The organism is Mesorhizobium maamorense (assembly GCF_044998965.1).
In the GTDB taxonomy this organism is placed as follows: Bacteria; Pseudomonadota; Alphaproteobacteria; order Rhizobiales; family Rhizobiaceae; genus Mesorhizobium.
The window spans coordinates 847,167-873,541 of the sequence record NZ_CP173356.1 but is presented as its reverse complement, the minus strand read 5'-3'; the positions used below and the strand labels follow the sequence as shown (position 1 = coordinate 873,541).

27 protein-coding genes and 1 pseudogene are annotated in these 26,375 nt (G+C 64.5%); 7 read left to right on the top strand and 21 right to left on the bottom strand.

What is annotated here, in order from left to right; genetic code table 11:
• Nucleotides 1-73: 73 nt before the first annotated feature.
• The 7 genes from ACIU1A_RS04625 to ACIU1A_RS04595 are packed head-to-tail and all read right to left on the bottom strand — an operon-like array spanning nt 74 to nt 6,115.
• Nucleotides 74-355 carry a UxaA family hydrolase gene (locus ACIU1A_RS04625; protein ID WP_404926721.1) on the bottom strand — a complete coding sequence of 94 codons (282 nt, stop codon included), beginning with the start codon at nt 353-355 and terminating at the stop codon, nt 74-76.
• Nucleotides 352-1,251, bottom strand: a complete 900-nt coding sequence (locus ACIU1A_RS04620) for an NAD(P)-dependent oxidoreductase (RefSeq protein WP_140497574.1) — start codon at nt 1,249-1,251, stop codon at nt 352-354. Before ACIU1A_RS04620 ends, ACIU1A_RS04625 begins: the two co-directional genes overlap by 4 nt.
• 52 nt (nt 1,252-1,303) lie before the next feature.
• A complete protein-coding gene (locus ACIU1A_RS04615; protein ID WP_140497572.1) occupies nt 1,304-2,536 on the bottom strand; it encodes an ABC transporter substrate-binding protein in 1,233 nt (410 codons plus the stop codon).
• A gap of 24 nt (nt 2,537-2,560) precedes the next feature.
• The gene (locus ACIU1A_RS04610) at nt 2,561-3,367 is read right to left on the bottom strand and encodes an ABC transporter ATP-binding protein (RefSeq protein ID WP_140547458.1); all 807 of its coding nucleotides are present in this window, start codon (nt 3,365-3,367) and stop codon (nt 2,561-2,563) included.
• Nucleotides 3,364-4,116: an ABC transporter permease gene (locus ACIU1A_RS04605; protein WP_140583911.1), complete on the bottom strand. Its 753-nt coding sequence runs from the start codon at nt 4,114-4,116 to the stop codon at nt 3,364-3,366. Before ACIU1A_RS04605 ends, ACIU1A_RS04610 begins: the two co-directional genes overlap by 4 nt.
• On the bottom strand, nt 4,113-4,883 hold the full coding sequence (locus ACIU1A_RS04600; protein ID WP_140555620.1) for an ABC transporter permease: 771 nt from the start codon (nt 4,881-4,883) through the stop codon (nt 4,113-4,115). The genes ACIU1A_RS04605 and ACIU1A_RS04600 overlap by 4 nt, the downstream gene beginning before the upstream one ends.
• Before the next feature lie 35 nt (nt 4,884-4,918).
• Nucleotides 4,919-6,115, bottom strand: a complete 1,197-nt coding sequence (locus tag ACIU1A_RS04595; protein WP_140497563.1) for a UxaA family hydrolase — start codon at nt 6,113-6,115, stop codon at nt 4,919-4,921.
• A 141-nt stretch (nt 6,116-6,256) separates the two neighbouring features.
• Here ACIU1A_RS04595 and ACIU1A_RS04590 point away from each other — a divergent pair, with 141 nt between their 5' ends.
• Nucleotides 6,257-6,916 carry a GntR family transcriptional regulator gene (locus ACIU1A_RS04590; protein ID WP_140497561.1) on the top strand — a complete coding sequence of 220 codons (660 nt, stop codon included), beginning with the start codon at nt 6,257-6,259 and terminating at the stop codon, nt 6,914-6,916.
• Nucleotides 6,913-7,788: an SMP-30/gluconolactonase/LRE family protein gene (locus ACIU1A_RS04585; protein WP_404926720.1), complete on the top strand. Its 876-nt coding sequence runs from the start codon at nt 6,913-6,915 to the stop codon at nt 7,786-7,788. The genes ACIU1A_RS04590 and ACIU1A_RS04585 overlap by 4 nt, the downstream gene beginning before the upstream one ends.
• 6 nt (nt 7,789-7,794) lie before the next feature.
• On the opposite strand, the gene ACIU1A_RS04580 is transcribed toward ACIU1A_RS04585, so the two are convergent.
• Nucleotides 7,795-8,628 (bottom strand): SDR family NAD(P)-dependent oxidoreductase, encoded by an 834-nt coding sequence (locus tag ACIU1A_RS04580; protein ID WP_404926719.1) that lies wholly within the window; start codon nt 8,626-8,628, stop codon nt 7,795-7,797.
• A 191-nt stretch (nt 8,629-8,819) separates the two neighbouring features.
• Complete coding sequence (locus tag ACIU1A_RS04575) at nt 8,820-9,500, bottom strand: GntR family transcriptional regulator (protein ID WP_224655938.1); 681 nt, start codon at nt 9,498-9,500, stop codon at nt 8,820-8,822.
• Nucleotides 9,501-9,749: 249 nt separating this feature from the next.
• On the opposite strand from ACIU1A_RS04575, the gene hutH reads away from it, so the two are divergent.
• The gene (gene hutH, locus ACIU1A_RS04570; RefSeq protein ID WP_404926718.1) at nt 9,750-11,246 is read left to right on the top strand and encodes a histidine ammonia-lyase; all 1,497 of its coding nucleotides are present in this window, start codon (nt 9,750-9,752) and stop codon (nt 11,244-11,246) included.
• A 43-nt stretch (nt 11,247-11,289) separates the two neighbouring features.
• Here hutH and ACIU1A_RS04565 read toward each other — a convergent pair whose 3' ends face one another.
• The 6 genes from ACIU1A_RS04565 to ACIU1A_RS04540 all read right to left on the bottom strand — a co-directional run bounded on the left by ACIU1A_RS04565 (nt 11,290) and on the right by ACIU1A_RS04540 (nt 16,926).
• Nucleotides 11,290-11,970 (bottom strand): aspartyl/asparaginyl beta-hydroxylase domain-containing protein, encoded by a 681-nt coding sequence (locus ACIU1A_RS04565; RefSeq protein WP_140525094.1) that lies wholly within the window; start codon nt 11,968-11,970, stop codon nt 11,290-11,292.
• Between the two features lie 133 nt (nt 11,971-12,103).
• Nucleotides 12,104-12,319 (bottom strand): KTSC domain-containing protein, encoded by a 216-nt coding sequence (locus ACIU1A_RS04560; RefSeq protein WP_140497550.1) that lies wholly within the window; start codon nt 12,317-12,319, stop codon nt 12,104-12,106.
• A gap of 164 nt (nt 12,320-12,483) precedes the next feature.
• Nucleotides 12,484-13,422: a sugar ABC transporter substrate-binding protein gene (locus ACIU1A_RS04555; protein ID WP_404926717.1), complete on the bottom strand. Its 939-nt coding sequence runs from the start codon at nt 13,420-13,422 to the stop codon at nt 12,484-12,486.
• 14 nt (nt 13,423-13,436) lie between these two features.
• Complete coding sequence (locus ACIU1A_RS04550) at nt 13,437-14,432, bottom strand: ABC transporter permease (RefSeq protein ID WP_140671983.1); 996 nt, start codon at nt 14,430-14,432, stop codon at nt 13,437-13,439.
• Entirely contained in the window at nt 14,432-15,430 is a 999-nt protein-coding gene (locus ACIU1A_RS04545; RefSeq protein ID WP_404926716.1) for an ABC transporter permease, read from the bottom strand. Before ACIU1A_RS04545 ends, ACIU1A_RS04550 begins: the two co-directional genes overlap by 1 nt.
• On the bottom strand, nt 15,427-16,926 hold the full coding sequence (locus ACIU1A_RS04540; protein WP_404926715.1) for a sugar ABC transporter ATP-binding protein: 1,500 nt from the start codon (nt 16,924-16,926) through the stop codon (nt 15,427-15,429). The genes ACIU1A_RS04545 and ACIU1A_RS04540 overlap by 4 nt, the downstream gene beginning before the upstream one ends.
• A gap of 311 nt (nt 16,927-17,237) precedes the next feature.
• Here ACIU1A_RS04540 and ACIU1A_RS04535 point away from each other — a divergent pair, with 311 nt between their 5' ends.
• The 3 genes and pseudogenes from ACIU1A_RS04535 to ACIU1A_RS04525 all read left to right on the top strand — a co-directional run bounded on the left by ACIU1A_RS04535 (nt 17,238) and on the right by ACIU1A_RS04525 (nt 20,421).
• Nucleotides 17,238-17,912: a GntR family transcriptional regulator gene (locus ACIU1A_RS04535; protein ID WP_140562356.1), complete on the top strand. Its 675-nt coding sequence runs from the start codon at nt 17,238-17,240 to the stop codon at nt 17,910-17,912.
• 192 nt (nt 17,913-18,104) lie between these two features.
• Nucleotides 18,105-19,615: pseudogene (locus ACIU1A_RS04530) on the top strand (UxaA family hydrolase).
• Between the two features lie 59 nt (nt 19,616-19,674).
• On the top strand, nt 19,675-20,421 hold the full coding sequence (locus tag ACIU1A_RS04525) for an SDR family NAD(P)-dependent oxidoreductase (RefSeq protein WP_404926714.1): 747 nt from the start codon (nt 19,675-19,677) through the stop codon (nt 20,419-20,421).
• 64 nt (nt 20,422-20,485) lie between these two features.
• Here ACIU1A_RS04525 and ACIU1A_RS04520 read toward each other — a convergent pair whose 3' ends face one another.
• Complete coding sequence (locus tag ACIU1A_RS04520) at nt 20,486-21,013, bottom strand: hypothetical protein (RefSeq protein WP_404926713.1); 528 nt, start codon at nt 21,011-21,013, stop codon at nt 20,486-20,488.
• A 78-nt stretch (nt 21,014-21,091) separates the two neighbouring features.
• Here ACIU1A_RS04520 and ACIU1A_RS04515 point away from each other — a divergent pair, with 78 nt between their 5' ends.
• A complete protein-coding gene (locus tag ACIU1A_RS04515) occupies nt 21,092-22,027 on the top strand; it encodes a LysR substrate-binding domain-containing protein (protein ID WP_404926712.1) in 936 nt (311 codons plus the stop codon).
• A gap of 127 nt (nt 22,028-22,154) precedes the next feature.
• Here the strand turns inward: ACIU1A_RS04515 and ACIU1A_RS04510 are convergent, their stop codons facing one another.
• From ACIU1A_RS04510 to ACIU1A_RS04490, 5 genes are all read right to left on the bottom strand, one after another.
• Nucleotides 22,155-23,225 carry a tartrate dehydrogenase gene (locus ACIU1A_RS04510; RefSeq protein WP_404926711.1) on the bottom strand — a complete coding sequence of 357 codons (1,071 nt, stop codon included), beginning with the start codon at nt 23,223-23,225 and terminating at the stop codon, nt 22,155-22,157.
• Complete coding sequence (locus tag ACIU1A_RS04505) at nt 23,212-23,376, bottom strand: isocitrate/isopropylmalate family dehydrogenase (protein ID WP_404926710.1); 165 nt, start codon at nt 23,374-23,376, stop codon at nt 23,212-23,214. The genes ACIU1A_RS04510 and ACIU1A_RS04505 overlap by 14 nt, the downstream gene beginning before the upstream one ends.
• Before the next feature lie 57 nt (nt 23,377-23,433).
• Entirely contained in the window at nt 23,434-24,267 is an 834-nt protein-coding gene (gene fghA / locus ACIU1A_RS04500; protein WP_404926709.1) for an S-formylglutathione hydrolase, read from the bottom strand.
• 273 nt (nt 24,268-24,540) lie between these two features.
• Nucleotides 24,541-25,668, bottom strand: a complete 1,128-nt coding sequence (locus ACIU1A_RS04495; RefSeq protein ID WP_404926708.1) for an S-(hydroxymethyl)glutathione dehydrogenase/class III alcohol dehydrogenase — start codon at nt 25,666-25,668, stop codon at nt 24,541-24,543.
• A 57-nt stretch (nt 25,669-25,725) separates the two neighbouring features.
• Entirely contained in the window at nt 25,726-26,373 is a 648-nt protein-coding gene (locus ACIU1A_RS04490) for a glutathione S-transferase family protein (protein WP_404926707.1), read from the bottom strand.
• Nucleotides 26,374-26,375: the final 2 nt, after the last annotated feature.

Below are 26,375 nucleotides of genomic sequence, written 5' to 3'. Positions count from 1 at the left end.
GGAGGCAACCGCGAGGACGGCGTGGCCATAGTCGATCGATAAGGTCTGGCCCTGTTCGGGTGCTGACCCGGCGTCAGCGTCCGCGCAGGCTTTGCAGATTGTGCACGTGGACGTGGTCGCCGGCCGCCACGGCAGCCGTCAGGCGGCCGATCGCCTCGCCGTATTTGCGTATGGTGGAGCCGGCGGCCAGGTCGTGCAACGCCAGCTTATGACCGGCTTGCAACGCGGCGCCGGCCTTGAGGACAACCCCCTCGCGGGCGCCTCCCGTCGTCACTTCGGCGCCTGCCTCGACCGGTTCCACGAGGACAGCCACGTCGTCGTCAGCGTGCAGCACTATGGCTCCAGGCTTGGTCATGCGCCGGCAAGCCGGACCTGGACGCCGGTCGCGTCTTCGCGCAGCTTCAGCACGGCGCCGACATCCTTGCCCGCCATGCCAGCATCCATCGCCTCCCTGAGCACGGCGAGCGTGGCGCCCCCGACCGGCGTCTCGACGCCGAGCGCGTCGTTCATCGCCAGGGCAAGCCGGCAATCCTTGTGGGCAAGCTTGACCATGAAGCCTGGCTCGAAGTCGCCCTTGAGCGCGCGATTGTGCATCGCCACCGCCAATTGCTGGTTCCAGGCCATCGTCGTCTTCAGCACGTTGATCATGGTGTCGAGCGTCAGGCCCGCCTTGGCGCCGGCGACCAGCGCCTCGGAGCTGGCCGTTATCAGCACGCTGGCCAGCAGGTTGTTGGTGAGCTTCATTGCCTGCCCCATGCCGAGCCCGCCGCAATGGATGAGGTCAGCCCCCATGCTCGACAGGATCGGGCGCGCGCGCTCCAGCACGGCGGCATCGCCGCCGATCATCAGCGTCGAGGTTCCGGCGATGGCGTGCTCCACCGTCTTGCCAACAGGGCTGTCGATCATGTCGACGCCGCGTTGCGCCAGCCATGCGCCGATACGCTGGGTGGTCTGCGGGTCGATCGTGCTCATGTCGATATAGAGGCTGCCGGCCCTGAGGCCATGACCGATGCCGTCCGCACCGAGCACGGCGGCCTCCACATCAGGCGCATCCGGCAGCATGGTGATGACGATTTCCGATTGCTGTGCAACCTCGCGCGGCGACGCCGCCGCCCGAGCGCCGGCCTCGACGAGTTTTTTCACCGCCACGGGATTGAGGTCGAAGACCGTCAGCGCGTGTCCCGCCTTGAGCACGTTGCGGGCCATGGGTGCGCCCATGGTTCCAAGCCCGACAAAACCGACTGACGTCATGGATCAACTTCCTTCCCTGAATTACTCTGAATGCGCGTGCCGCCCGAACTCCTCAGGACGGCACTTTCCACTGGTCGAGCTGCCATGCCGGCAGGCCACGCAGATCCTTGGCATTCTTGTCGGTGAAGCCGCTTTCGTCCGGCACCTTGCCCGTGCCCTCATAGGCTTTCTGAAGCAGCGGCGCCGCCTTGCCGAAGGCGGCCTTGACCTGGTCCCAGCTCAGCGCCTCAGGAATCATCTTGCCGGCAACCATGAACTGGGAGATTTGGCTGATTGCCGCCGCATCGCCTTCGGTCGGCCAGATCCAGCCGCGCTGGAAAAGCACCTCGTCGCCGATGACCTTGGCGCCCAGCGCAGGATCGAGCCCCCAATATTTGACAACCGACTGCGAGATCTCCCGCGGGTCGATCTTCTGGAGATCGGCAAGCGCGCGTTGCGCGGCCGTCAGGAAGGCCTGGCCGAGCGCGGCATCGTCGCCGACGATGCGGTCGCTGCAGATCCAGAAGGAACGGTGCAAATAGTAGCCGTCGGGGTAGAATTTCGACTTCTTGACGCCGGGCAGCATGTGGCCTTCGCCCTCGCCCGCGGGTCCGCTGTAGCCGGCCTCGGTATAGCCGAACGAATTCATGATCCCGGTGAGGCCGGTTTCGGCATTCGCCTTGAGGAAGGCCGGGTAGATCACCACCGACGCGTCCATGCCCTCCGGGAGGGACGCGGCAACGGCCTGGGTCGGCGTGTTGACGATGTTGATGCCGAAGGCGCGCGGGTCGGCGTCGCCCAGTTCCTGCAGCAGCATTTGCGAGAGCGCGTTGTAGGGGTCGCCGCCGACAAGCGCGCCGACGGTCTTGCCCTTGAGGTCGCCGATGTTCTTGATGGCGGAGCCCTTGCGGGTCGCCAGCACCATGCGCATGTGGCCCTCACCGACGGTGAGAATGTTGATCGGCTGCGCCTGCGAAAGCAGCCGCACGATCGGGGTGTTGCCCCACATGCCGATGTCGAGATCGCCGGAGACGAAAGCCTCCACCATCGGCAGCGCGGAAGGATAGTCGCGCCAGTCGACTGTCAGGTCGTAGCCGAGTTCGGCGGCCGCCTTCTCGAGCAGCTTTTCGTTGATCATGCGTTGCGTCAGCGGCGAGTTGCCAGCCGCGTAGGGCTGGCGGCCGATTGAGACCTTGGCCGGCTTGCGGTCCTGCGCCCGCACGATCGATGGCATGGCCAGCGCGGCAGCCGCGGCACCACTCAGGACTGCGCGTCGGTTGAATGCGGTTTCCAGAAGTTTCCTCATGACAATCCTCTCCCTGTTGTCGTTTCAGTTCATCGTTGCGCGGTAAGCCTCTTCGCGGATCAGTTCCCAGATCGATTGGCTGAGCCTGGCGAAATCGCCGGAGCGCCGCGTCTCGTCGCCGCGTGGCCTGGGCAGGTCGATGTCGATGACCTGCTTCAGGCGGCCCGGATGGCTGCTTAGCACCGCGACCCGGTCGGCCAGGAACACCGCCTCGTCTATGGCGTGCGTGATGAAGACGACCGTCCGCCGCTCGGCAGCGGGGCGGTCCTGCCCCCAGATGCGCAGCAATTCGTCTTGCAGGATGACGCGGGTCTGCGCGTCCAGCGCCGCTAGCGGTTCGTCCATCAGCAGGATTTCCGGCTCGTTCGCCATCAGGCGCGCCAGTGCCACGCGCTGGCGCATGCCGCCCGATAGCTGGTGCGGGTACTTGTCCTCGGAGCCGGTCAGGCCGACCATTTCGACGGTGCGGTTGACGCGGTCGGCGCGCTGCGCGGGCGAAAGCCCTCGCCCGGCCGGCCCATAGATCAATCCGAACTCGACATTGCCGCGCACGGTGCGCCAGGGAAACAGGGCATAGTCCTGGAACATCACGCCGCGTTCGGCCCCCGGTCCTTCGATCGGCCTGCCGTTCAGGCTCATCGTACCCGACGTCGGCCTGTCGAGGCCGGCGAGCATGTTGAGAACGGTCGTCTTGCCGCATCCGGATGGGCCGACGATAGCCATGAACTCGCCGGCCTTGATGTCCAGCGACAGGCTGTCGACCGCCACCACGGAGGCAGATTCCCCGAAGGATTTGCTGACGCCGTCGAGGCGGATCTTGGCATCGCTCATGGCTGGCTCCACGGCACGGCGAAGGCGAGTGCGGCACGCAGGATGCGGTCGAGCGCGAAGGCCACGATGCCGACCGCGATCATGCAGACCACCATGCCGTTGAGGTTGATCGAATAGGCGTAGAAGACGAACATCATCTGGCCGATGCCGCCGCTGCTGCCGGACTTGGCGCCGACCGCAAGTTCGGCGGCAATGATCGCCGTCCAGGCGATGCCGAGGCCGATGCGCATGCCGACCAGAATGGATGGCAAGGCGGCCGGCAGCAGCACCACCCGCATCCGCGTCAGCGGCGCCAGCCCCATGGTCAGCGCGGCGCGCATCAGACTGGGCTCGATACGCTTCACGCCCGAGATGGTGTTGATCAGGATCGGGAAGAAGGCGGCATAGGCAACGATGGCGACAGCTGCCCCGGAGCCCGAGCCCAACCAGAGGATAACCAGGGGCAGGATGGCAAGTGCCGCTATCGGCCGGAAGGTCTCGACCAGCGGATCGAGATTGCGCTCGACGGCCGGCATGCTGCCCATGGCGATGCCAAGCGGGATCGCCAACAGGGCCGCCGCCGCGAAGCCGGCGAAGACCCGTCCGAGGCTGGTGGCGAGACCGGCCACGAGATCGCCGTCGCGCAGCATGGAAATGGCCGTTTCGGCCACCGTGCTGGGGCGTGGCGCCTGGGCGGAGCCGGACGCGAGAGCTTCCCAGACGACCAGCAGCAGCACCGGAACGATGAGGCGAAGCGCAAACCTGTTCATCGCGCCACCTCCGTCCGCGCCCACGGTGTCAAGACATCAGAGAGCCAGCGCAACCCCTTGTCCGTCAGGAAGCCGAGCAGGCCGATGGCGACGATGAAAGCCATCACCGTCGGCGTCGACAGCATGCTGCGGTAGTATTCGATGGCGTAGCCGAGGCCGTTCGGCGCTCCTACCAGTTCGGCAGCGACGACGGCGGTCCACGAGGCCGCCACCGCAAGCCGTGCCGAGACCAGGATCGCCGGCAGCGCCGCCGGAACGATGACGCGCCGCATGATCGCCCGCCCAGACAGGCCCATCGTGCTGGCCGCCGCGACGAGCCGCCTGTCGACGGCGGCGGCGCCCGCGGCGGTGCCGATCAGCAGCGGGAAGAAGGCGGTATAGAACATGATGAACAGCGGCAGCCGATGGCCGATGCCGAACATGTAGAGCGCAAGCGGTATCCATGCGATGCCGGCTATCGGCCGCAGGATCTCCACCGGCAGTTCGAGCAGATCGTTCCAGAGCCGGCTGCGGCCCATCAGCAGCCCGAGCGGCACCGCCACCGCCGCGGCAGCCGCAACGCTTGCCAGCAGACGGGCCAGACTGATCCCTGCATTGCCGAGCAGTTCGCCGTTGAGGGCCGTATCGCGCAGCGCAAGCGCAACCGCGACCGGCGACGGCAAGAGCAGCTTCGAAGGCACGAAGAACGAGCCGACATACCAGGCAAGGACGAACAGGCCCATCGTGCGCAAATACACGAACAGGCTGGTCAGGCGCGCAAAGCGCATTGTCCTTTGGCCGGCATCGTTCGAGGAGATAGCCGTCACAACGAGCCCCGCACGCGGGTCGGAACTTCGAGCCCTTCCCCCAAAATCTCGCCGAAGGTGAGGGTGCCGCCGGCGACATCGAGGATGGTCGCCAGCAGCCGGTTCGCCGCTTCGGCGACGGTTTCGATCCCCTCCGAAACCGGGCTGGCGTCGAAATCGATCTGCTCAGGCAGCCGGCGAGCCGTCTCGCGCCGCGCCGTGATCTTGATCGTCGGCGCGAGCGCGCTCGCGGTGCTGTTGCCTGGCCCGGTTGTGAACAGCATGATCTGGGCACCGGCCGCGGCGAAGCCTGTCATCGATTCCGGCGAGAAGGACGGGCCGTCCATGAGGTAAAGGCCGCCGGCGGTGACCGGCTCGGCCATGCCGAGCACGCCGTCGATGCGGCAAGTTCCCGTCTTGGCCAGGGCACCGAGGGACTTCTCCTCGATCGTGCTCAACCCGCCGCGTATATTCTCCTCGCCCGGATTGTTGCCGGTCAGGCTGTGGCCGGAAGCGGCGGCGAAGCGTTCCTTGCGCTCCACGGCCTGCAGGATCTGTCGTGCCACCGTTGCATCGCGAGCGCGCGCCGCGAGTATATGTTCTGCCCCCAGCCACTCGACGGTCTCACCGACAATGACGGTGCCGCCATGCGAAACCAGAAGATCGACCGCGGCCCCCACGACCGGATTGCTGACCAGACCCGACGTCGCGTCGGAATGGCCGCATTCGATGCCGACCACCAGCTGCGCGCCGGGCAAGTTCTCGCGCCGGATCCGCGAAGCCTCGCGCAGCAACGCCGCGCCGCGCCTGATGCCCTCGCCCATGACCGACAGCATGTCCTCATGCTGCTCGGCGAAGGAAACGCTGGCGACCGGCTTGCCGCAAGCCGAAATGCGGGCCGCGACCATCTCGGTCGTCGCCGAATCCACTCCGACCACCAGAACGGCGGCGGCGTTCGGATTGCGGCCGAGACCGACAAGTTGATCAAGGTGCAGGCCGAGGTCCGGCTCGATGTGCCCCCTGCCCGCGCTCGTCGCGGCCAGAAGCGCGCCTTCGAGACCCGCCGCGATTCGCTCGCTGACACGCAGCGCCAAACCATTGATGCACAGGATCAGCACATAATTGCGGATTCCGGCGCGGCCATCGACCCGCCTGTAGCCACTGAATGGCGGCAGGCCGTCGATTTTGTCGGCACCGGAGGCAGGCAGTGGCATTGGCGTTTCCAAACCGTCGCGAGCGTGGCAATCTCTTCAAATCTCAATATTTGATCAAATGTCGCCTTGGCAAGGGCAAAATTGACTTCTTTCGATCGCCGTGCGAGCAATATTTGCTCAAATCAGGGTAGGCTTGAATGCATGGCGCGTATTCCCGACGTTCAGAAGCTTCTTCGTGACGACATCGTTTCCGGAGCCATTCCATTCGGGGCAAGGCTAAGGATCGACGATCTCGCCGGTCGTTATGGCGTAAGCCATATGCCGGTCCGCGAGGCCTTGCGCGCCTTGAGCGGCACGGGATTGGTCGTGCTGGAACCCAATCGCGGCGCCAGCGTCAGGACGGTCCACATGTCGTTTGTGATCGACCTGTTCGATATCCGCAGCGCCGTCGAAACGATGCTGGCGCGGCGTGCCAGCGAGCGGCGTACCGCCGAGCATCTGCGCGATCTGAAGGCCGCGCAGGACATGCTTGAGCAAAGAGTGGCCAGCGACGACTTCCTTGCCGTCCCACATGCCAACAACATCTTTCACGGCGTCATCAACGAGGCGGCCGGCAATCCGGGCGCGCTGTCGATGGTGGATCGCAACTGGCTGCTGGTGGCGGCGATCTGGCAACGCTACGGCTATGACGAGGGGCGCTTCCATGGCGTCATCGACGATCATCGCCACATCATCCGGGCCATAGAGCGCCAGGATGCCGGCTCGGCGGCGACCTTGATGGGCGCGCATATCGAAAAGGCCAAACACGACCTCCTGGCGCGCATCGCCGTCGACCCCAAACCCGATATCGGCCGGCAATGACGGCCGGGTTCGAGGTCGCGGCGTCGACGGGCGATACGCTGGGCGAATCGCCGACATGGCTGGCGCGGGGCGGAGAGCTGTTCTGGGTCGATCTGCGGCGTCCTTGCCTGCACAGGCTGCGGCCCGAGACAGGAGCGGTGACATCGTGGCCGATGCCTGAGGTCATCGGCTCGGTGGTTCCACGAGCATCGGGCGGTGTCGTCGTGGCCTTGCGGCAAGGTCTCCACGCATTTGATCCCGCCAGCGGCGCACTGAGCCTGCTGGCGCGCGTGGAGGATGGGCCGCCCGAGCATCGGCTGAACGACATGAAGTGCGATCCCGGCGGCGGCATAATCTGCGGCAGCATGTGGGACTATGGGCTGCATGCGTCCGGGGCGCTTTACCGGATCGACGCCGCCGGAAGTTCGAGCTGGATCCGCGACGGGATCGCCGTGCCCAATGCGATCGCCTTTGCCCCGGATGGCCGTACCGTCTACTTCACGGATACGCGGCAAGGCGACATAGAGCGGGCGGATTTCGACCCGGCGAGCGGATTTGTGGGGCCGTGGTCTCTGTTCGCCGACCGGCACGCGGCGCCTGGAAAGCCCGACGGCGCCACCGTCGATGCGGACGGCTTCCTCTGGAATGCGCGCTACCAAGGCGGCTCGCTGGCGCGGTTCGCGCCCGATGGCCGGCTCGACAGGCTGGTCCCTCTGCCAGTCACTCAGCCGACCTCCTGCGCCTTCGGCGGTCCAGGCCTGAAGACACTGTACGTGACGACCGCAACGCAGAAGCTGACGGAGGATCAACTGGCCAACGAGCCCCTGGCGGGTTGCCTGCTTGCACTCGACGTCGGCGTGGCGGGACTGCCGGAGCCGGCTTTTGCCGGTTAATCTCGGCTATTGCCAGCCGAGATGGCGGCCACCCGTCGCCTGCAGGTCCGCCCCGGTGATGAAGCTGCCGGCGTCGGAGCAAAGCAGCAACGCCGCTCCCGCCATCTCGCGCGCCTCGCCGGCCCGCTGCATCGGCGCGGACCCCTTCTGGATCTCCGCCCATTTGGCCGCGTCCTCGCGGCGCCAGCGATTGCGCTCGGTAACGACAAGCCCGGGCGACAGGTTGTTGATCGTCACCCCGTGTGGCGCATAATCCTTGGCAAGGTTGAATGACAGATTGTGCTGCGCGCTCTTCAGCGCGGCATAGACGGCGAGATCGGATTCGGGCCGCGTCTGGTTGATGCTGCCGATCGTCAGCACACGGCCCCAGCCATTGTCCTTCATGCCGGGCAAGGCGGCCTGCAGCAATTCGATCGTCGCCTTGAAGTTGATCTTGATCTGGTGCTCGATCTGCTCGGCGGGTAGATCGAGGAAAGGCGTGCGGTACTGGATCGAGGCGCAGACGACAAGCACGTCGACACCACCCAACGCCTCGATCGCCGCCTGGACACAGCGAGCCGCCTCCCCGGCCCGAGCGAAATCAGCATCGATGGCGACGCCGCGCCTGCCCTTCCCGCGAATTTCACGGACAGCTTCGGCGGCCGCATCCGGCTGCCCGAATGCCACGTCGGCGTCGCGAGCGAAATGGACGGCCACATCGGCGCCCGCCTCGGCAAAAACCCGCACGATCTCACGGCCGATGCTGACGCTGCCGCCGGTCACCAAGGCGCGCCGGCCAGCCATCGTGAAGCGCTCGGCAAGAGCCAGCGCATTCTGGATGTCGATCTCTTCCTTTTGCACCGTAGCCCAGCCTTTCCAATTTGATCACACTTTTCTTTGGAGTGCTCTTCAAAACGCATTTTCAGGGAGAAATCCAGAACCAATTCTTCCATTTGATCAAATCAGGTAAGCTGAAAAGCAGTGTCCTTGGCGGCAGCGGCTAGACGAAGGCGTACAGCCCGTCACGCGCCCATCGGAATTGGACAAAGATTCTAAGATTTTCGCGACAGACCGTCGCCTTCTATGGCGTTGACCAGTGTCTCGCTGCCTTGGCGCAGATGCTGCGTCAAAACGCTGACGGCCTCGCCGGCGTCGCGTCGCCGGCAAGCGGCCAAGAGGTCGCGATGCTCCGTCTGCGAGCGGGCGCGGTAGTCGAGGTTCGACAACAGGATACGGACGTAGCGGTCGGCCGCATTATGGTGCGCCTCGATCAGGCCGAGCAACCGGCGATTGCCGCAGGCGTCATAAAGCGCCAGATGAAAGGCCCGGTTCAGCACGCCCCACCTGCCGACATTGCGCTCGGCATCGATCTGATCGAGCACCTGTTCGGCCTCGTCCAGCTTGCCGCCGGGCAGGCCGGGAATGGAGAGCCGCAGTGCCTCGCACTCGAGCAGTTCGCGCACGGCATAGATCTCTCGGATCTCGTCGCCATCCATTCTGGCGACGTGCGCACCCTTTGTCGGGTGGATGGACACGATGCCTTCGGCCTCGAGCTGACGAAGCGCGTCCCGGATCGGCATCCGGCTGAAGCCAAACTGCTCGGCCAGATCATCCTGGCGCAACGTCGTGCCGGCCTTCAGGGTCCCGCTGGCAATGGCCTCGCGCAAGACATTGGCGACCTGCTCGGCAACCGTTTGCGGCCTCTCGATCAAGCCTTCGCCAAATCCGCGCAATCCATGCTCCCATTTCACGTATCGTCAGCTTAGGGGAAAGCTTCATTCTCGGATATAGGTATCCATGTGTACGAGAAGAGTTGCAAGCCGGCGGCGATGCGCCCGGCATGGACGCGAGATCGCCGCGGCGAAACCTTCGGAACGGGAATGGCTTGCAGTTTGGCCCGCGGAAACAGCAAAACTGGCAGCCGCAAGCCGCATGCGGCCAGGCCGGCGCGGCATTGGCGGCAGCGATCATGGGGGCAGGATATGACACTCAGAATGGTAGTGCTTGACGGCAAGCCGCCCAGTGCGGCTGATGTGGCCGAGGTCGCACGACGCAATGCCCGCCTCGAGTTGGGTGGTCAGGCGATGCGCCGCATCCGCGAGAGCCGTGCGCTCATCGAGCATCTCACGCAACTTGGCAGGCCCATGTATGGCGTCACCACCGGTCTCGGTGCGTGCGTGGATACTCCGCTTGCGCAGGCCGACCTGATCGCGTTCCAGCATAGCGTACCGCTCAGCCACAGTATGGGCATCGGCCCCGCCCTTCCGACGGAGGCCGTGCGGGCCCTTATGGCCGCAAGGATTTCAGGCATGGCGGCCGGCGGCACCGGCACCTCCGAACATGTGGTCATGGGCCTTGTGGCGGCACTTAACGCCGGGGTCCATCCGGTGATCCCCAGTTGGGGATCGATCGGGGCGGCGGACCTTGCCGCCCTCGGGCATATGGCAAGGGCGCTGCGCGGCGACGGCGAAGCGGAGTTCCAGGGCAAGATCATGCCGTCCGCCGAGGCGCTGGCTCTCGCCGGGCTCGAACCACTCAACCTGCGCGAGAAGGACGGCCACGCCATCATCGTCGCGAACAGCCTTTCGACCGGAACGGCATGCCTGTGCCTGGAAGACGTCGCCCATCTCATCGACTGGTCGCTGGCTGCCGTGGCCCTCAATTATGAGGCATTCCGCTCATCCGTCAGCGCAATCACCGAGGAGGCGCTGTCAGCCCGCCCGGCATTCGGCCAGCGCGAGGTCGGCGCGCGTCTGCGGGCGGAACTGGCGGGAAGCGGCCTGTGGGAGGACAACGCCGCGCGGCGTCTCCAGGACCCGCTCAGCTATCGCTGCGTGCCGCAGGTGTGGGGCGGCCTGCTGCATGCGTTCGAACAGGCGAAGCTGGCGACGGAGATCGAACTGGCTCATTCGGGCGACAACCCGGTTATCCTGCCGGAGATCGAGCGGGTCGTCTCGAACGGCAACTTCGACCTGACGGCGATGACGCTGGCCTGGGAACAGCTCGGCCAGGCGCTTGCGCATTGCGCGGTCGGCACCGCCAACCGTTGCATGAAGCTGATGTCGCCGATAACGGCGGAGCTGCCGCGCTTCCTGTCGGCCAGGGGTGGGAGCCGCCAGGGCTATGCGGAGCTGCAGAAACCGCTTGCCGCGCTGGAAGTCGAGATCCGGCACCTCGCCAACCCGATGTCGCTCAGCCCGCTTGCCGTTTCGGACGGCATCGAGGATCAGTCGTCGATGGCCCCGCGCGTGGTGGCCAAGACAGCCGAAATCGTCGAGCGGCTGCGTTATCTCGTTGCGATGGAACTTATCTTTGCGGCTACGGGGGTGGAGTTGCGCGGTGTCGTCGACAGCATGGGCGACGGGCCGCAGCGAACCTTCGCCGCCGTGCGCTCCCTTGTCAGCCCGCTTGACGATGACCGCGAAATGAGCACGGACATGACACGGATCGCACGGATGGTGGCGGGCCCACGCGACTGACGCGCCAAGGCGCTCGGCGAGCCCATGGCCCGCGAGCCTCTCCTCACGCAGAAAAGGACACGCCTCTGCGGCGCATGCCTGCCTGCACGCCGTGGACGATCAGGCGTGACAGGATTTCCATGTCGCGCGGCATTCGTGGACGCCAGATATCCAAAAGCAAGGCCACGCGAGGCTTGTCGGCGTTGTTTGTCACTTCGTGAGGGAACGTGTCGTCCCACAACAGACACTCGCCGTCGGCGATCCGCCTCTCCTGATGATTGATCATCATGACCGTCGCCGGACGACCATCTGCCTGTCGAGGGATTACCAGGCCGAGATGGAACCTCATTATGCCTCTGAAAGGGCCGCGATGGCTGGGAATGTGCTTGCCCGGAGCCAGGAAAGAGATCGCCGCCGACTTCACCTCAGGGCATTCTGCAAGCAGCCGGTCGAGGACCGGCATTCGCGCGAGGTTTTGCGGAACCGCGACATCGTAGGCCTTGAGCACGAACATACGCCAGTCGCGACCGTCATTGGCCGAGATGTCGGCCTGTTCAGGCATGATGTCGTGGAAGCGGGGCGCCTTGCCCACGGCAAGCGCTTCGTCGCGGATGGCCTGCCAGGCGGCCGTGAACTTGGTCGCGTTTGGAAATTCGCTGGCGGTATCGAGGATCGCCGGCGCGTCGATGCGCTTTTCGTAGATCCGCCGCACCAGACCGGATGCAAGATCGTAAACTTGAGACATTTCATGGCCTCGAGGACATCATGAAACGAATATCCGGCAATTAAGTTGCTGATCTTGTTCGGCGTATGCCTGTCAGCACGAATTCGTGACCGACGAACAGTCCCGCGATCCCACGCTTTGTTGCTGGCGTGCGTCAGCGTTCAGGGGCGCGTTCGACCAGACGAAACCTGTAGCGATCCCGTATGAATTCATTGAAGAAGCGCCCCTTGGAAGAGGCGGCTTTGAAGGCAGCGTAGGTCTCGGGCTCCACGTCTTCGTAGTCATAGCGGTTTCCGCTCGGCACGAACCAGACCGAGAGCACCCTGGTGGCGAAATGGTACTGTGTGCTGCGGATGGCCGTAGAAGGCATTGGCGTTCTCCCGGATGGATAATCCTGGGCGCAAACGGAAGTTCCAACTGTGCCGGGCAGCCTTGGCTGGCAGGCCTTCCTATAACGAGCAGCGCAGCCGGATCGTCCGTCCGCGCCAGGAGATGAAGGAGCCGGCCCGGTTCTGCCGAGCCGGCCCCAAGGAATCAGAACGCCGGCTCGACCGCGTTGACATTGTCCTTGGTGACGACCGTCAGCGGGATTGGCAAACGGTCCTTGACCTCCTTGCCGTCCATGATCTCCGCCATGGTGTCGATCGCCAGGCGGCCGTCCTCGACCGGCGACTGCACGATGGTGGAGTACATTTCGTTGGTGCGGATCGATTCGAACGCGTCCTTCTGGCCGTTGATGCCGACGATCGGCGGTGCCGCCTTGGACGGATTGGCCTCCTTCCAGGCGTCGATGAAGCCGCGCGCCATGGTGTCGTCATTGGCGTAGACGCCGCTGATCTGGTCGCCGAAACGGGTGATCAGGTCGCGGCTGACCACCAGCGCCTTCTGCTGGTCGAAATCGGCATTGACCGTATCGAGCACCTTGATGTCGGCGCTGGTTTCCTTGAGACGATCGGTGAAGCCGCCGACGCGGCCGATCGTCGTGCCGTTGCCGGCCTGGCCGGCGATGATGACGACGGAACCCTTGCCGCCAAGCGCCTTGCTGAGCGAGTCGGCCGCAAGCTTGCCTTCCTCGTAAACGTCGGGCCCGGTGAACGACTTGATGAACGGCTTGGCATCGTCGCTCATCGGCGAGTTGATGAGGATCGCGGGAATGTTCGCCTGCCGTGCGCGGGCGAGGCCCGGTATGTAGGCCTGCGGGTCGAGCGGCCACAGGATGATGCCGTCAACCTTGCGCGCGACGCAGGTGTTGAGCTGCTCGGTGCCCTTCTGGACGTCGAAATCCTGGCTGAGGCTCAGGATCTCGATGCCGAGTTCGCCGGCGCGCGCCTGGAGCGCCTTGTTGGCCGGCGTCGCATAGGCATGCGAATCCGCGGCCGTGACGTAGCAGACCGTCTTTGCACTGGCCCAGCCCGCCGAGGCCAATATTACCGCCATGGCGGTAATGTGGAGCATGCTTTTCTTGCCAATCATAGGTTTCCTCCCGATCATGTATTTCCTCCTTGAGTGATTGGATTGTCGCGAATGAGCGCGGGGCCTGTGCCCGGCGCCCTCCCCTTGGTAGTCACGGCCCGATCGAGCACGACGAGCAGGATCAGGATAAGCCCCGACACGACCTGCTGGACGTATGCGGGAACGGATTGGAACTCCATCGCGATGGTCAGCGAGCCGATCGTCAGCACGCCGCCAAGCGTGCCGAGCGCGGATCCCTTGCCGCCTTCGAGGCGGGTTCCGCCGACCACGACCGCGGCAATGACGGCGACCGTCAGTTCCGAGCCGAAGACGGGCGAACCGGTGTTGGTGACGAGACTCTGGAGAACGCCTGCGAGACCGGCGAGCGTGCCGGCGAAGACGAAGCCCAGAAAAACGATGCGATCGGAGGCGATGCCGCTCTCCTTGGCCGCCGCCGGATTGGACCCGACCGCAAAGACATTTCGGCCCGGTATGGTACGCGTCAGCCAGACATGCAGCAGCACGATCAGAACGATGAACAGCGCACTGCGGATGGTGAAGATTTCGAGATGGATCTTGGCGAACGCCAGCGAAAGCATGATGTCGGTGCCGGTCACCGGCTGGCTGTTGGTGATCCAATGCGCGAGCGAGCGGAAGATCAGCATCGTCGCCAGCGTCAGCACTAGCGAGTTCACCTTCAGCCCGACGACCAGCGCGCCGTTGATGGCGCCTGCCAGCATGCCGACCAGGATACCGACAAGTGCGGCAGGCAGGATGCCGATCTCGCGCTGCAGGATGACCGACATGATCCCCGCCAGCGCGAACACGGCGCCGCCGGAGAGGTCGATCTGGCCGGCGACCAGAAGCACCGTAAGTCCAATGGCGATCAGGCCGATCGTCGCCGCCCGGTCGAGGCCGAGTCCGAGGGTCGATGCCGAGAAATAACCTGGAACCACCAGGGCGGAAATGATCAGCGTCAGGCCGAGGATGATCACCACCCTGTGCCGCGAGGCAAGCGCCAGGAAGCGCATCACGCCACCCCCCTCTTGCGCAATGCCACATCCATGCCGACGGCGCCGACGATCAGGATGCCGAGGACAAAACCCTGGATCGGCGTGCGCACGCCGTCGAGCACCATGACGTTGGTCAGAAGCTGCACGAAGATCAGGCCCGCGATCGCCCTCGGCACCGAGCCGAAACCGCCGATGATCGACACGCCGCCGACCACGACCGCGGTGATGGCGCTGAACTCGTAGCCGGCGCCGATCAGCGGCCGCGCGCTTTGCAAGGTCAGGCCCAGCAGGCCGCCGCTGACGCCCGAAGCCAACGCCGTGATCACGAACGCACCGGCCTTCACCGCCTCCACCGGCACCGCGCTCGCCTCGGCGGCGCTGTAATTGCCGCCCGTGGCGAGCGTCCACCTGCCCCAGAAGGAGCGCGAGAGGACGATATGGCCTATGAGGGCGATCAGCAGGAAAATCAGCACCACGACCGGGACGCCGAAGAGCCGGCCCTTGGCGAATTCGGCCGAAGCGGGATTGTTGCCATAGACGATGACGCCGCCGACGGCCGCCTGCACGATGCCCAGCCCGATGGTGCCGATGCCGAGCGTGGCGATGATGGGATTGATACCGACATAGCCGACCAGCACGCCGTTGAGCAGGCCGATAAGGCCCGCAAGCGCCACCGCCAGGACGAAGGCAGGAACCGGCCCGATCATTGGCTGCAGCCCGAGCGAGAGGATGGCCCCGCAGGCGATGGTGGCCGGCACCGACAGGTCGGCCAAGCCGCCGGCCACAAGCACGAAAGTCATGCCGACGACGACGATGCCGACAATGGACATCGAGGTCAGGACGTTGAGCAGATTGCCTGTGGTGAAGAAGGCGGGGCTGACGAATGAGCCGTAGAGCACCACTGCAAGGATAGCGAAGCCAAGCCCCGCCTTGGACAGGACATCGGCAAGCCTGCTGCCGCGCGTGAAGCGGTCATTGCGGTTCGCCCCGCTGGTCTCCTTGGCCGCATCAGTCATGCAGCCTCCCCCGTCGCCAGCGCCATGATGCGCTCCTCGCTCAGTTCGGCGCGGGCGAGCGCCTCCGATGCGCGGCCGTCGCGCATCACAACGACGCGATCGCAGACGCCGAGGATTTCGGGCAGTTCCGACGAGATCATCACCACCGCCATGCGGTCGGCGACAAGCCGGCCGATGATGCTGTGGATCTCGGCCTTGGCGCCGACGTCGACGCCGCGCGTCGGCTCGTCGAGGATGAGCACGGAGGGCTTGGCCGCGAGCCATTTGGCGATGACCGCCTTCTGCTGGTTGCCCCCCGACAACAGGTTGATGCGCCGCTCCCCGTCGGGCGGCGAGATGGAAAACTGCTTCACATAGATCGCCGCCAGCGAACGGTCGGCGCTGCGCCTGATACGGCCGAAGCTGGTCAGACGCCGCAATATCGGCAGACTGATGTTCTCGCGGACCGACATGCCCGGAATGATGCCGTCGCCCTTGCGGTCCTCGGGGACGTAGGCGATCCCGGCTCGCACCGCCTCGGAAGGAGAGTTGATGGCGACCTTGCGCCCGTTGACGCTGACCGTTCCCTCCACCAGCCGCGACAGGCCGAAGATGGCGCGCGCTACCTCGGTGCGCCCCGCCCCGACCAGTCCGGTCAAGCCCAGTATCTCGCCGGCGCGCACATCGAAGCTGACATCGCGGAAATGCGCCCCGTCGCCGATGCGTTCGACACGCAGCACGGACTTGCCGATCGCGGCCGGGCTTTTCGGGAACACGTTGGCGACCTCGCGGCCGACCATCAGCCTGATCATCTCGGCCGCGGTTATGCCGTCGATCGGACGGGTCTCGATCATTGAGCCGTCGCGCAGCACGGTCACCTCGTCGGCGATCTCGAGGACCTCCTTCAGCCTATGGCTGATGTAGACGATGGCGATGCCGTCATCGCGCATCTTGCGAAGGATCCGGAACAGCGCCGCGGTTTCGTGCTCGCTCAGGCTCGATGTCGGCTCGTCCAGCACGATGATCCTGGGCTGCGCCGCATAGGCCTTGGCGATCTCGACCAGTTGCTGCTGGCTGATCGACAGGTCGCCGAGCCGCGCGCGCGGGCTGATGGCCGCGCCCAGCTCGGCGAGGACGGCGGCGGCCTTCCTGACCATTTCGCCCTTGCGCAGCCAGCTCCATTTGCCGGGCATGCGGCCGAGATAGACGTTCTCCGCGACGGTCAGGTCGGGAACAAGATTGATCTCCTGGTGCACCATGCGAATGCCGAGCGCCTGGGCATCGGCGGGGCGCCGCATGCGCACTTCGGCGCCGCCGACGAGGATCGTGCCGGCGGTCGGAGCGTAGGATCCGTTGAGCACCTTCATCAGCGTCGACTTGCCGGCGCCATTCTCGCCGACGACCGCATGGACGGTGCCGAACCGGACGGCGAAATTGACGTTCGACAGGGCCTTCACGCCGGGAAAACTCTTGGAGATGCCTCTCATGTCCAGGGCACAATCGGCGGCGGCACTCATCTAGGCTTGGTCCTCCCTGGTAGCATGCGGGCAACGTTATGTTAGTATAATGCACTTCAAGGCACGGTTCGGCCCACCTCGAGCCGGCCCGAAGGCCCCTTTCAGCGCATCCGCACCAGGCACTTCACCATAGGCTGAAAATCACGCAACGGGCGGCACTATTGCACTAATATAATAGTTCTGGCAAGCTGGATCTGACCGCTCCCGTCACTGGCGTCGGATCGCAACGAACCCCGCGTCGCAAGCAGGTGCATTCCGTTTGACATTCGAATAATTTTGCCATTTCAGGTGGACGAACGATGGGATTTTCCATGGATCTAGATCCTTCGACCCTCAATCGAGCCCTCCCGCTGCGCGACCAGATATACAACAAGATCCGCAACATGATCGTCGTCGGACGGCTGAAACCGGGTGAGGTCATCAATGAGATCGCCATTGCCGAAGCGCTGGGCGTCTCGCGCACGCCCGTGCGCGAAGCGGTCAAACGCATCAGCGACGAAGGGCTCGTCAAGATCCTGGCGCAGACCGGCACCTACGTTGCTCCCATCAGCCGGGCCGACCTCGAGGAAGCCTATGTCATCCGGCGCGCATTGGAAATGGAGAGCGCCAGGCGCGCCGCCGCCAAGCTGACGCCGGCTGCCAGTGAATTGCTGGAAGACAACATGGCCGCGCATAAGCTCGCCATTGCGCGCGGCAGGTACGCCACAGCGATTCAGCTCGACGATGTCTTTCACCGCACCATCGCCGAAATATGCGGCTTGCCGATGATCTGGCGCGCCGTCGACATCTCAAAGGCGCAGATGGATCGCGGCCGCTATCTCGCCATTCCGAAGCCCGGCTATGGCGAGCAAACGATCGAGCAGCACGAGGCCATTCTGGACGCGCTGAAGCGTCACGACGCCGAGGGCGCCGCACAGGCGATGGAGCATCACCTCGAGACGTCATTTCGCAACACGCTCGAAGTCGCCGCCGAGCTTCTCGACTGACGACCTCGACTGAGCGCTGAGACGGGCGGCGGAGGTTCCAGGTCCATTCAGCGTCGACCTGTAACCTGCCATCCGGCCGGTTTGCCTATGCCCGGCGAGCAATGTTCGCAGCTTGACCGTTGACGTTCTATTATATTAGTATTCCGATCCATTCGGCGGCATTGTGCCGGCGGGGCTTTTTCAGAGTTCGTAATGGCGCGGTTCATCCAGCTTTCGCATGCCGACAACATCCTTCTGGCGGTCGATCCGTTGATGATCGGCGACAAGGCAGGCGACATCCCCGCGAAGGCGCGCATACCGCGCGGCCACAAGATGGCGATCTGCGACATCGCTTCGGACGAGCCGGTCGTGAAATACGGGCAGACCATCGGATTCGCCCGCGGGCCGATCGCCGCCGGCGATTGGGTTCACGAGCACAATGTATATCTGCGCAATTTCGAACGCGACTATCTGTTCGGCACCAACGCCAGCCAAACGCCTGTCGTCCCTGAAGCCGAGCGCGCGACCTTCATGGGTTACCGCAGGCCGAGCGGCAAGGTCGGGACGCGCAACTTCATCGCTGTCCTGACCTCGGTAAATTGTTCGGCCAGCGTCGCCCGCTTCATCGTAGAAGAGGTCAACCGCTGCGGCATCCTGCGCGACTATCCCAATGTCGACGGCGTGATCTCGCTCGTCCATGGCACCGGCTGCGGCATTGACACCAAAGGCCCCGCTTACGACCTCTTGAAGCGCACGCAGTGGGTTTTGCCACGAACCCCAATGTCGGCGGCGTGCTGATGGTTGGGCTCGGCTGCGAGGCGTTCCAGATTCCGCGCTGGATGCAGTCCTACAATATCGAGGAGAGCACGACCTTCCGCACGATGACGATCCAGGAGACTGGCGGCACACGCAAGACGGTCGAGGCCGGGGTCAAGGCGATCGTCGATATGCTGCCCATGGTCAACGCCGCGCAAAGGACGCCACAACCGGCCTCCGAACTGGTGCTCGCGCTGCAATGCGGCGGGTCGGACGGCTATTCCGGCATCAGCGCCAATCCGGCGCTTGGCGCCGCCGTGGACCTGCTTGTCGCGCAAGGCGGCACGGCGGTGCTGTCCGAGACGCCGGAGATCTACGGCGCCGAACATCTGCTCACCATGCGCGCGGAAAACCGCGCGGTCGGCGAGAAGCTGATCGAGCGTATCCGCTGGTGGGAGGACTACACAGCCAAGCACGACATGGAAATGAACAACAACCCGTCTCCCGGCAACAAGCTCGGCGGGTTGACGACGATCCTGGAGAAGTCGCTCGGCGCGTCCGCCAAGGGCGGGACGACCAATCTGCGCGCGGTGCTGGAATATGCCGAACCGATCAACGAACGCGGCCTCGTCTTCATGGACACGCCCGGCTACGATCCGGTTTCGGCAACCGGCCAGGTCGCCGGCGGCGCGAACATATTGTGCTTCACCACCGGGCGCGGTTCGGCCTTCGGCTGCAAGCCGACGCCCTCGATCAAGCTTGCCTCCAATTCCTTCATTTTCGAGCAGATGCGCGAGGACATGGATATCAATTGCGGGGACATCCTCGACGGCGTCACGCTGGACGATAAAGGCCAGGAGATCTTCGCAGAGATCCTGCGCGTGGCATCGGGTGGGCGTACCAAATCGGAAACGCTGGGCTACGGCGACAATGAGTTCGTGCCCTGGAACCTCGGCGCTACCATGTAGCGACATCGCCCGCCCGCAACAGGCAACCTCAATTCTCTCAACCAGAAAGAACGCTCGGCATGAACAGGATCGATCTTGACGGCCAACACGCCGTGGTCACCGGAGGCGCGCAAGGCCTCGGCTTCGCGATGGCCAAACGTTTCGTCGCCTCCGGCGCGACGGTCACCTTATGGGACGTCGACGAGGCGCGCCTCGAAACGGCCAAGCGCGACCTTGGCAAGGCCGCCACAACCCTGGTCGTCGACATTGCGGATTGGGAGACGGTGGACGCCGCGCGGGCAAAAACCGAGGAGAGCGCCGGCAAAATCTCCATCCTGGTCAATTCTGCCGGCATTGCCGGTCCCGCCGCCCCGCTCGACAGCTACGACATAGAGACGTGGAAGAAGATCATCGACATCAACGTCAACGGCACCTTCTACGCCAACCGCGCCGTGGTGCCCGGGATGAAGGCGCGCAATTACGGGCGGATCGTCAACATCGCTTCCGTCGCTGGCAAGGAAGGCAATCCCAACGCCGCCGCCTATTCCGCTTCGAAGGCGGCGGTCATCGGCATGACCAAATCGCTCGGCAAGGAGCTCGCGCAGTATGACATTGCAGTCAACTGCATCTCGCCGGCCACCGCGCAGACTCGAATCCTCGAACAGCTCACGCCCGAGCACATCGAATACATGCGCTCGCGCATTCCACGCGGCCGTCTGCTGGAGGTCGACGAGGCCGCCGCCATGGTCGCTTGGCTCGTCTCAAAGGAAAACAGCTTCACCACCGCCTCGACCTTCGACCTGTCGGGCGGGCGCACGACCTATTAGTCGAATACCCGCGCGCCGCGAAGCGTCTGCGCCGCGGCGCGCCGGTACACCGGCACTTGCTGCCTCACGGAGATGCGGCCGCGTCGCCTGCGAAGACTCGAGCTGCCTGGATCTGGGGGCGCAGCATCAGGTAGAACGCGACGACGTGCGTGATCATCAGCAGTGGGACATAGATTACGGGGATCGCGTATGCAGCGCCCAACTGCCCCGCCAGCTCAGGAAGACCGGCTTGGCTGCCGTGATAGTAGTCGACGGCGATATCGATCGTCCCCACGAGATTGAACGCGACGACGAACAACCAGAACAGCGGACGTATCCTCGTCGTCAAAAGCGCCAGCATGGCCAACACTCCGGTTGCGAAGTCGCCATAGGCGGCGAAGGTGGCGAAATCAGCCGGCAAATCGCGCCCGACGACGCCTGGAACGATGAAGACAAGCCCGAAAAAGCGGAAGCTGTGCAGCGTGGCGATGGCACGTTGCGCCTCGACCAGGTTGACGGATCTGAGCCGGGGCAAGACATACACGCCGACGCAGAGCAGCCAAGGCACGTAGCCTAGAGCGAGATGTAACAGGAAAATGGTTGCAGGCGACATATGGCCTCCCAAGAGATGTAAGGCGCAATTTACGCCCGCTTTCCAGCGGTCGACTATTCGCGATAATGTTGACGGGGCATGAAGCAGAACTTCACAATCCGGAAAGGTGCGCTCGACGGCGTGGAGGCGTTCCTCGGCGTCGCGCAACACCGCAGCTTCCGAAAAGCGGCCGCGGAGCTCGGCGTCACGCCATCGGCGATCAGCCAGGCGGTGCGCGCGCTCGAGGTGCGCGTCGGCGCGGCGCTCTTCATGCGCACGACGCGCAGCGTCGGCCTGACCGAAGCCGGCGAACGGTTCCTTTCGCGCGCAAAGCCCGCTTTCGAGGAACTGGTCGCAGCAAGCGAAGTCGCACGTGAACTTGGGCAGCGGCCGACCGGGCTGTTGCGCCTCTCCGTGCCGCGCGCCGTGGTGCCGATCCTGCTGGAGCCGCTGGTGGCATCCTTTTGCCAGGCCTATCCCGAAGTAGAGGTGGAGATCGCCGCAAGCGCTGAGCTGGTCGACCTGGCGGCCGAGGGGTTCGACGCCGGCATCCGGCTCGGCCAGTTCATCGCCGCCGACATGGTCGCGGTTCGGCTGACGCCGCCGTTCCCGCTCGTGGTCGTCGGCAGCCCTGGCTATCTGCGCCGGCAGAAACGGCCGGAGCGCCTCGACGATCTGCGCGGCCATGCCTGCCTGCGCATGCGCCGCTCCAACGGATCGATCGCGCCCTGGCCCTTCATCGACGGCAACAAGACCGTCGAGGCAATCGTCTTCGGGCCGCTGGTCGCGCATGATTACCCGACACTGCTTGGCGCGGCGATCCAAGGTGTCGGACTTGCACAGGTGCCCGGCCCTCTCACCGAAGCCCCGATTGCCGATGGCCGGTTGCAAGCGTTGCTCACGCCCTTCGCCGTCACGACGCCGGGCGTTTTTCTGTATTATCCCGACAGACGCCAGGTCCTGCCCAAGCTGCGCGCGTTCATAGAGCATGTTAAATATCGGGGAACGGACGCCGAAGGCGCGCGAACTTCCTGAGGCCACGCCCTCGATGACATGCTTGCCTGTTCGTGCCGCGCTATCTCTTTGTTTTTGTCGCAATTCCCAAGGGAAAGCGCTACGCGCTTTTCCCGGGAAAACCGTACACACTTTTCCTGGAATTACTCTAATTGGCGCGAAGGGCCGCGATCACCGCGGCGGTAACCTCGGCGGTGCTCGCGGTGCCGCCGAGATCGGGGCTGAGATATTCCGCCCGGTCCGTGACAAGCTCGATCGCAACCATGAGGCGCCGCGCGGCGGCCTGCTCGCCGAGATGCTCAAGCATCAGGCTCGCCGTCCAGAACGATCCGAGCGGATTGGCGACGCCCTTGCCGGTAATGTCGAAGGCCGAACCGTGGATGGGTTCGAACATGGACGGCCGGCTGCGCGAGGGATCGATGTTCGACGTCGAGCCGATGCCGAGTGATCCACCCAGTGCGGCGGCCAGGTCGGAGAGGATGTCGGCATGCAGGTTGGTCGCCAAAACCGTGTCGATGCTGCCGGGCTTGTTGACCATGCGCTGGGTCATGGCGTCCACCAGCATCCAGTCGACGCTGAGACCGGGATAGTCGCGAAGCACGCCGCGCACGACTTCGTCCCACAGAACCATGCCGTGACGCTGCGCATTCGACTTGGTGACAACCGTCAGAAGCTTGCGGGGGCGCGACAGCGCAAGCTCGCAGGCGAAACGTGCGATGCGTTCTATCCCGGCGCGGGTAAAGACTGCGACATCCATGCCGACCTCGATAGGCAGTCCGCGATGGGCGCGACCACCGACGCCGGCATATTCGCCTTCGCTGTTTTCGCGCACGATCACCCAGTCAATCTGCTTGCCGAGATCGGGCCGCAACGGGCCGGTCAGCCCGGGCAAGAGGCGCGTCGGCCGCACGTTGGCGTATTGGTCGAATCCCTGGCAGATGGCCAGGCGCAGGCCCCAGAGGGTGATGTCGTCGGGAAGGTCCGGATCGCCGACCGAGCCGAAATAGATCGCATCGAAACCCTCCAGTTGCCCGAGGCCGTCCGGCGGCATCATGCGGCCGTTGCGGCGGTAATAATCGGAGCCCCAGTCGAAGCGCTTGAAGTCGAAGGCCAAACCCGGCTCGACAGCGATCAGGGCTTCCAGAACCTTCACGCCGGCCTCGACGACCTCCGGCCCGATACCGTCACCACCGATGACAGCGATCCTATGCGAGGACATTTTCAGTTTCCTTCTCGATGGCAGCGACGATGGCGCCGCGGTTGTGGCCAAGCCATTGCAGCAGCATGCGAGTGGATTCGATCATCGCGTAGGGATTGACGATACCCTTGCCGGCGATATCGGGCGCGGACCCGTGCGCCGCCTGCGCCATGGCTATGTCGCCTTCGCCGATGCACAGGTCCTACCGCTGATAATGCCCGGCGGTTCTTCAGCCTAGCCGCACGGCGTGCCACTTCAGGTGATCGTCCATGAAGGTCGAGATGAAGTTGTAGGAATGATCGTAGCCTTCCTGCATGCGCAAGGTGAGGTCGATGCCGGCCTTCTTGCAGGCTTCATCGAGCAGCCACGGACGGAGGCCTTCGTCAAGGAACCCATCGGCCGTGCCCTGATCAACCAGGAACTCGCCAAAACGGCGGCCGTCCTCGATAAGCAGCGTGGCGTCATAGGCGCGCCAGTCCCTGTCGTCGGCGCCGAGATATTTCTCGAGCGCAGGCCGCGACCAGCCAGCAGTCGTCGGCTGAACGATCGGCGCGAAGGCCGAGCAACTCCTGAAGCGGTCGGGGTTCTTCAGCGCGATCGTCAACGCGCCGTGTCCGCCCATCGAATGCCCCGATATGCCCTGGCGCGCCATGTCGGCAGGAAAGTTCGCGCCGATCAATCCCGGCAGCTCGTCGAGGACGTAGGAATACATACGGTAGTTCCTGGCGTAAGGCTGCTGCGTCGCATCGACATAGAAACCGGCGCCGCAGCCGAACTGCCAATTATCCTTCTCGTCCGGCACATCGGCACCGCGCGGGCTGGTGTCGGGGCAGACCACGATGAGACCAAGCTCGGCCGCCAGGCGCCGGTACTCGCCCTTGTCCATGACATTGGCATGAGTGCAGGTGAGACCCGAAAGATACCACAGCACCGGCACCGGCCCATCCTTGGCCTGCGGCGGCACGAAGACGGCAAAGGTCATGTCGCAGGCGCAGACCTCTGAAGCGTGCGAATAAACACCCTGGACGCCGCCATGCGACTTGGACGTGGAAACGACTTTCATCAACTCTGCCTTTTCGTCATGACCTTTCCGTCCGACATAGCTGCCGGCCGCCGCACCCGCAACCTTCAGCCCTGTAAACAGCACCGGCGGCGTAACCGAGGTGCACCTTGGTCACGCCGCCGGTCGACGCCGGACTTTGGGAACACGCCGACCTGGCCGGGAGGCTGGAGGTAGCGAAAAGTCCGGGCATTTCTGTGGCCCGCCTTCTCAAGCCGACAGGGCTCCTGTCGGTCCAAGCGGGGATGTCCTCGGGCCCGCGGCGTGTGGCCGCCCTCAGTAAACCACGACACTCCTGATCGACTTGCCCTCATGCATGAGGTCGAACCCCTTGTTGATGTCCTCGAGCTTGAGCGTGTGGGTGATCATCGGATCGATCTCGATCTTGCCGTCCATGTACCAGTCGACGATCCTGGGCACGTCGGTGCGGCCGCGCGCGCCGCCGAAGGCGGTGCCCATCCAGGTCCGCCCGGTGACCAGCTGGAAGGGCCGCGTCGAGATCTCCTGGCCGGCGCCCGCCACACCGATGACCACCGACTTGCCCCAGCCGCGATGCGAAGCCTCCAGCGCCTGGCGCATCACCTTGGTGTTGCCGGTGCAGTCGAACGTGTAGTCGGCGCCGCCGATCTGGTCGGCGCCGCGCTTGGTCATGTTGACGAGATGGGGAACGATGTCGCCGTCGATCTCCTTCGGATTGACGAAATGCGTCATGCCGAAGCGCTCGCCCCAGGCTCGTCTGTCGTTGTTGAGATCGACGCCAATGATCATGTCGGCGCCGGCAAGTTTCAGGCCCTGGATGACGTTCAGCCCGATGCCGCCGAGGCCGAAGACCACCGCGGTCGCGCCTTGCTCGACCTTGGCGGTGTTGATGACCGCGCCCACGCCGGTGGTCACCCCGCAGCCGATGTAGCAGATCTTGTCGAAGGGCGCGTCGGGATTGACTTTGGCAACGGCGATCTCCGGCAGCACGGTGAAGTTGGAGAAGGTCGAGCAGCCCATATAGTGAAACAATTTTTCGCCCCCGATCGAGAAGCGCGAGGTGCCGTCAGGCATCAGGCCTTGCCCCTGCGTGGCGCGGATGGCGGTGCACAGATTGGTCTTCCGCGACAAACACGACGGGCACTGGCGGCATTCGGGCGTATAGAGCGGGATCACATGGTCGCCCTTTTTGACCGAGGTGACGCCCTTGCCGACATCGACCACCACGCCGGCGCCCTCGTGGCCGAGAATGGCCGGGAACAGGCCCTCGGGATCGGCGCCCGACAGCGTGAACTCGTCGGTGTGGCAGATGCCGGTCGCCTTGATCTCGACCAGCACCTCGCCCTCGCGCGGGCCGTCGAGGTCGACCTCCATGACCTCAAGCGGCTTTCCGGCAGCAACGGCAACAGCGGCGCGGGTTTTCATTTCTTTCTCCCAAACTTGCTTGCCGGGACGATCGATCGCCCGGCGTTGCGGTAGAAATCATGCGGCCTTGGCCGGCCCCGCCGGGAACACGCCCGACATCACGGTAAAGCCTTTGATGCGTTTGACGCGATCGCACCAGCGCCGGACGGCGGGATAGTCCTGGCGCGCAATGCCGCCCTCCTCCGACAGCATGATATAGGGAAAGCAGGCAATATCGGCGATGGTCGGATGATCGGCCGAGCAGATCCAGCCGCGGCCCTGCTGCTCGCCGAACCACAGATGCTCGTCGAGGATACGGAACAGCCGGTGCGCGCCGGCGCGCGCGGCATCGATGTCGAAATCGTAGAACAGCGCGTCGTGCAGGCGGGCGGCCGACGCCGTCGAAGTGATGCCGTCGGCGAAGGCCAGCCACTGGCTGATCTCGCCGAGCAGGGCCGGGCTGTTCCGGGGATACCATGTGCCCGACGGATCGTATTTCGACGCCAGGTAGACCAGGATCGCCTGGGCGTCGCGTAGGATCAGCCCGTCATCCTCGATGACCGGCAGTTGGCCGAGCGGATTGAGCTTCAGGAACCATTCCGACTTGTGCTCGCGGCCGGGATAGAAGTCGACCGGCACGGTCTTGTAGTCAATACTGAGAAAACTCATCAGCAGCCGCAGCTTGTAGCAATTGCCCGACAGTTCGTAATCGTAAAGGGTGATCATCG

Bases quoted from the DNA above. Each gene is read 5' to 3' on its own strand.
- ACIU1A_RS04625 (WP_404926721.1), bottom strand. From the start codon at position 355: ATGACCAAGCCTGGAGCCATAGTGCTGCACGCTGACGACGACGTGGCT.
- ACIU1A_RS04620 (WP_140497574.1), bottom strand. From the start codon at position 1,251: ATGACGTCAGTCGGTTTTGTCGGGCTTGGAACCATGGGCGCACCCATG.
- ACIU1A_RS04615 (WP_140497572.1), bottom strand. From the start codon at position 2,536: ATGAGGAAACTTCTGGAAACCGCATTCAACCGACGCGCAGTCCTGAGT.
- ACIU1A_RS04610 (WP_140547458.1), bottom strand. From the start codon at position 3,367: ATGAGCGATGCCAAGATCCGCCTCGACGGCGTCAGCAAATCCTTCGGG.
- ACIU1A_RS04605 (WP_140583911.1), bottom strand. From the start codon at position 4,116: ATGAACAGGTTTGCGCTTCGCCTCATCGTTCCGGTGCTGCTGCTGGTC.
- ACIU1A_RS04600 (WP_140555620.1), bottom strand. From the start codon at position 4,883: ATGCGCTTTGCGCGCCTGACCAGCCTGTTCGTGTATTTGCGCACGATG.
- ACIU1A_RS04595 (WP_140497563.1), bottom strand. From the start codon at position 6,115: ATGCCACTGCCTGCCTCCGGTGCCGACAAAATCGACGGCCTGCCGCCA.
- ACIU1A_RS04590 (WP_140497561.1), top strand. From the start codon at position 6,257: ATGGCGCGTATTCCCGACGTTCAGAAGCTTCTTCGTGACGACATCGTT.
- ACIU1A_RS04585 (WP_404926720.1), top strand. From the start codon at position 6,913: ATGACGGCCGGGTTCGAGGTCGCGGCGTCGACGGGCGATACGCTGGGC.
- hutH (WP_404926718.1), top strand. From the start codon at position 9,750: ATGACACTCAGAATGGTAGTGCTTGACGGCAAGCCGCCCAGTGCGGCT.
- ACIU1A_RS04565 (WP_140525094.1), bottom strand. From the start codon at position 11,970: ATGTCTCAAGTTTACGATCTTGCATCCGGTCTGGTGCGGCGGATCTAC.
- ACIU1A_RS04560 (WP_140497550.1), bottom strand. From the start codon at position 12,319: ATGCCTTCTACGGCCATCCGCAGCACACAGTACCATTTCGCCACCAGG.
- ACIU1A_RS04555 (WP_404926717.1), bottom strand. From the start codon at position 13,422: ATGATTGGCAAGAAAAGCATGCTCCACATTACCGCCATGGCGGTAATA.
- ACIU1A_RS04550 (WP_140671983.1), bottom strand. From the start codon at position 14,432: ATGCGCTTCCTGGCGCTTGCCTCGCGGCACAGGGTGGTGATCATCCTC.
- ACIU1A_RS04545 (WP_404926716.1), bottom strand. From the start codon at position 15,430: ATGACTGATGCGGCCAAGGAGACCAGCGGGGCGAACCGCAATGACCGC.
- ACIU1A_RS04540 (WP_404926715.1), bottom strand. From the start codon at position 16,926: ATGAGTGCCGCCGCCGATTGTGCCCTGGACATGAGAGGCATCTCCAAG.
- ACIU1A_RS04535 (WP_140562356.1), top strand. From the start codon at position 17,238: ATGGATCTAGATCCTTCGACCCTCAATCGAGCCCTCCCGCTGCGCGAC.
- ACIU1A_RS04525 (WP_404926714.1), top strand. From the start codon at position 19,675: ATGAACAGGATCGATCTTGACGGCCAACACGCCGTGGTCACCGGAGGC.
- ACIU1A_RS04520 (WP_404926713.1), bottom strand. From the start codon at position 21,013: ATGTCGCCTGCAACCATTTTCCTGTTACATCTCGCTCTAGGCTACGTG.
- ACIU1A_RS04515 (WP_404926712.1), top strand. From the start codon at position 21,092: ATGAAGCAGAACTTCACAATCCGGAAAGGTGCGCTCGACGGCGTGGAG.
- ACIU1A_RS04510 (WP_404926711.1), bottom strand. From the start codon at position 23,225: ATGTCCTCGCATAGGATCGCTGTCATCGGTGGTGACGGTATCGGGCCG.
- ACIU1A_RS04505 (WP_404926710.1), bottom strand. From the start codon at position 23,376: ATGGCGCAGGCGGCGCACGGGTCCGCGCCCGATATCGCCGGCAAGGGT.
- fghA (WP_404926709.1), bottom strand. From the start codon at position 24,267: ATGAAAGTCGTTTCCACGTCCAAGTCGCATGGCGGCGTCCAGGGTGTT.
- ACIU1A_RS04495 (WP_404926708.1), bottom strand. From the start codon at position 25,668: ATGAAAACCCGCGCCGCTGTTGCCGTTGCTGCCGGAAAGCCGCTTGAG.
- ACIU1A_RS04490 (WP_404926707.1), bottom strand. From the start codon at position 26,373: ATGATCACCCTTTACGATTACGAACTGTCGGGCAATTGCTACAAGCTG.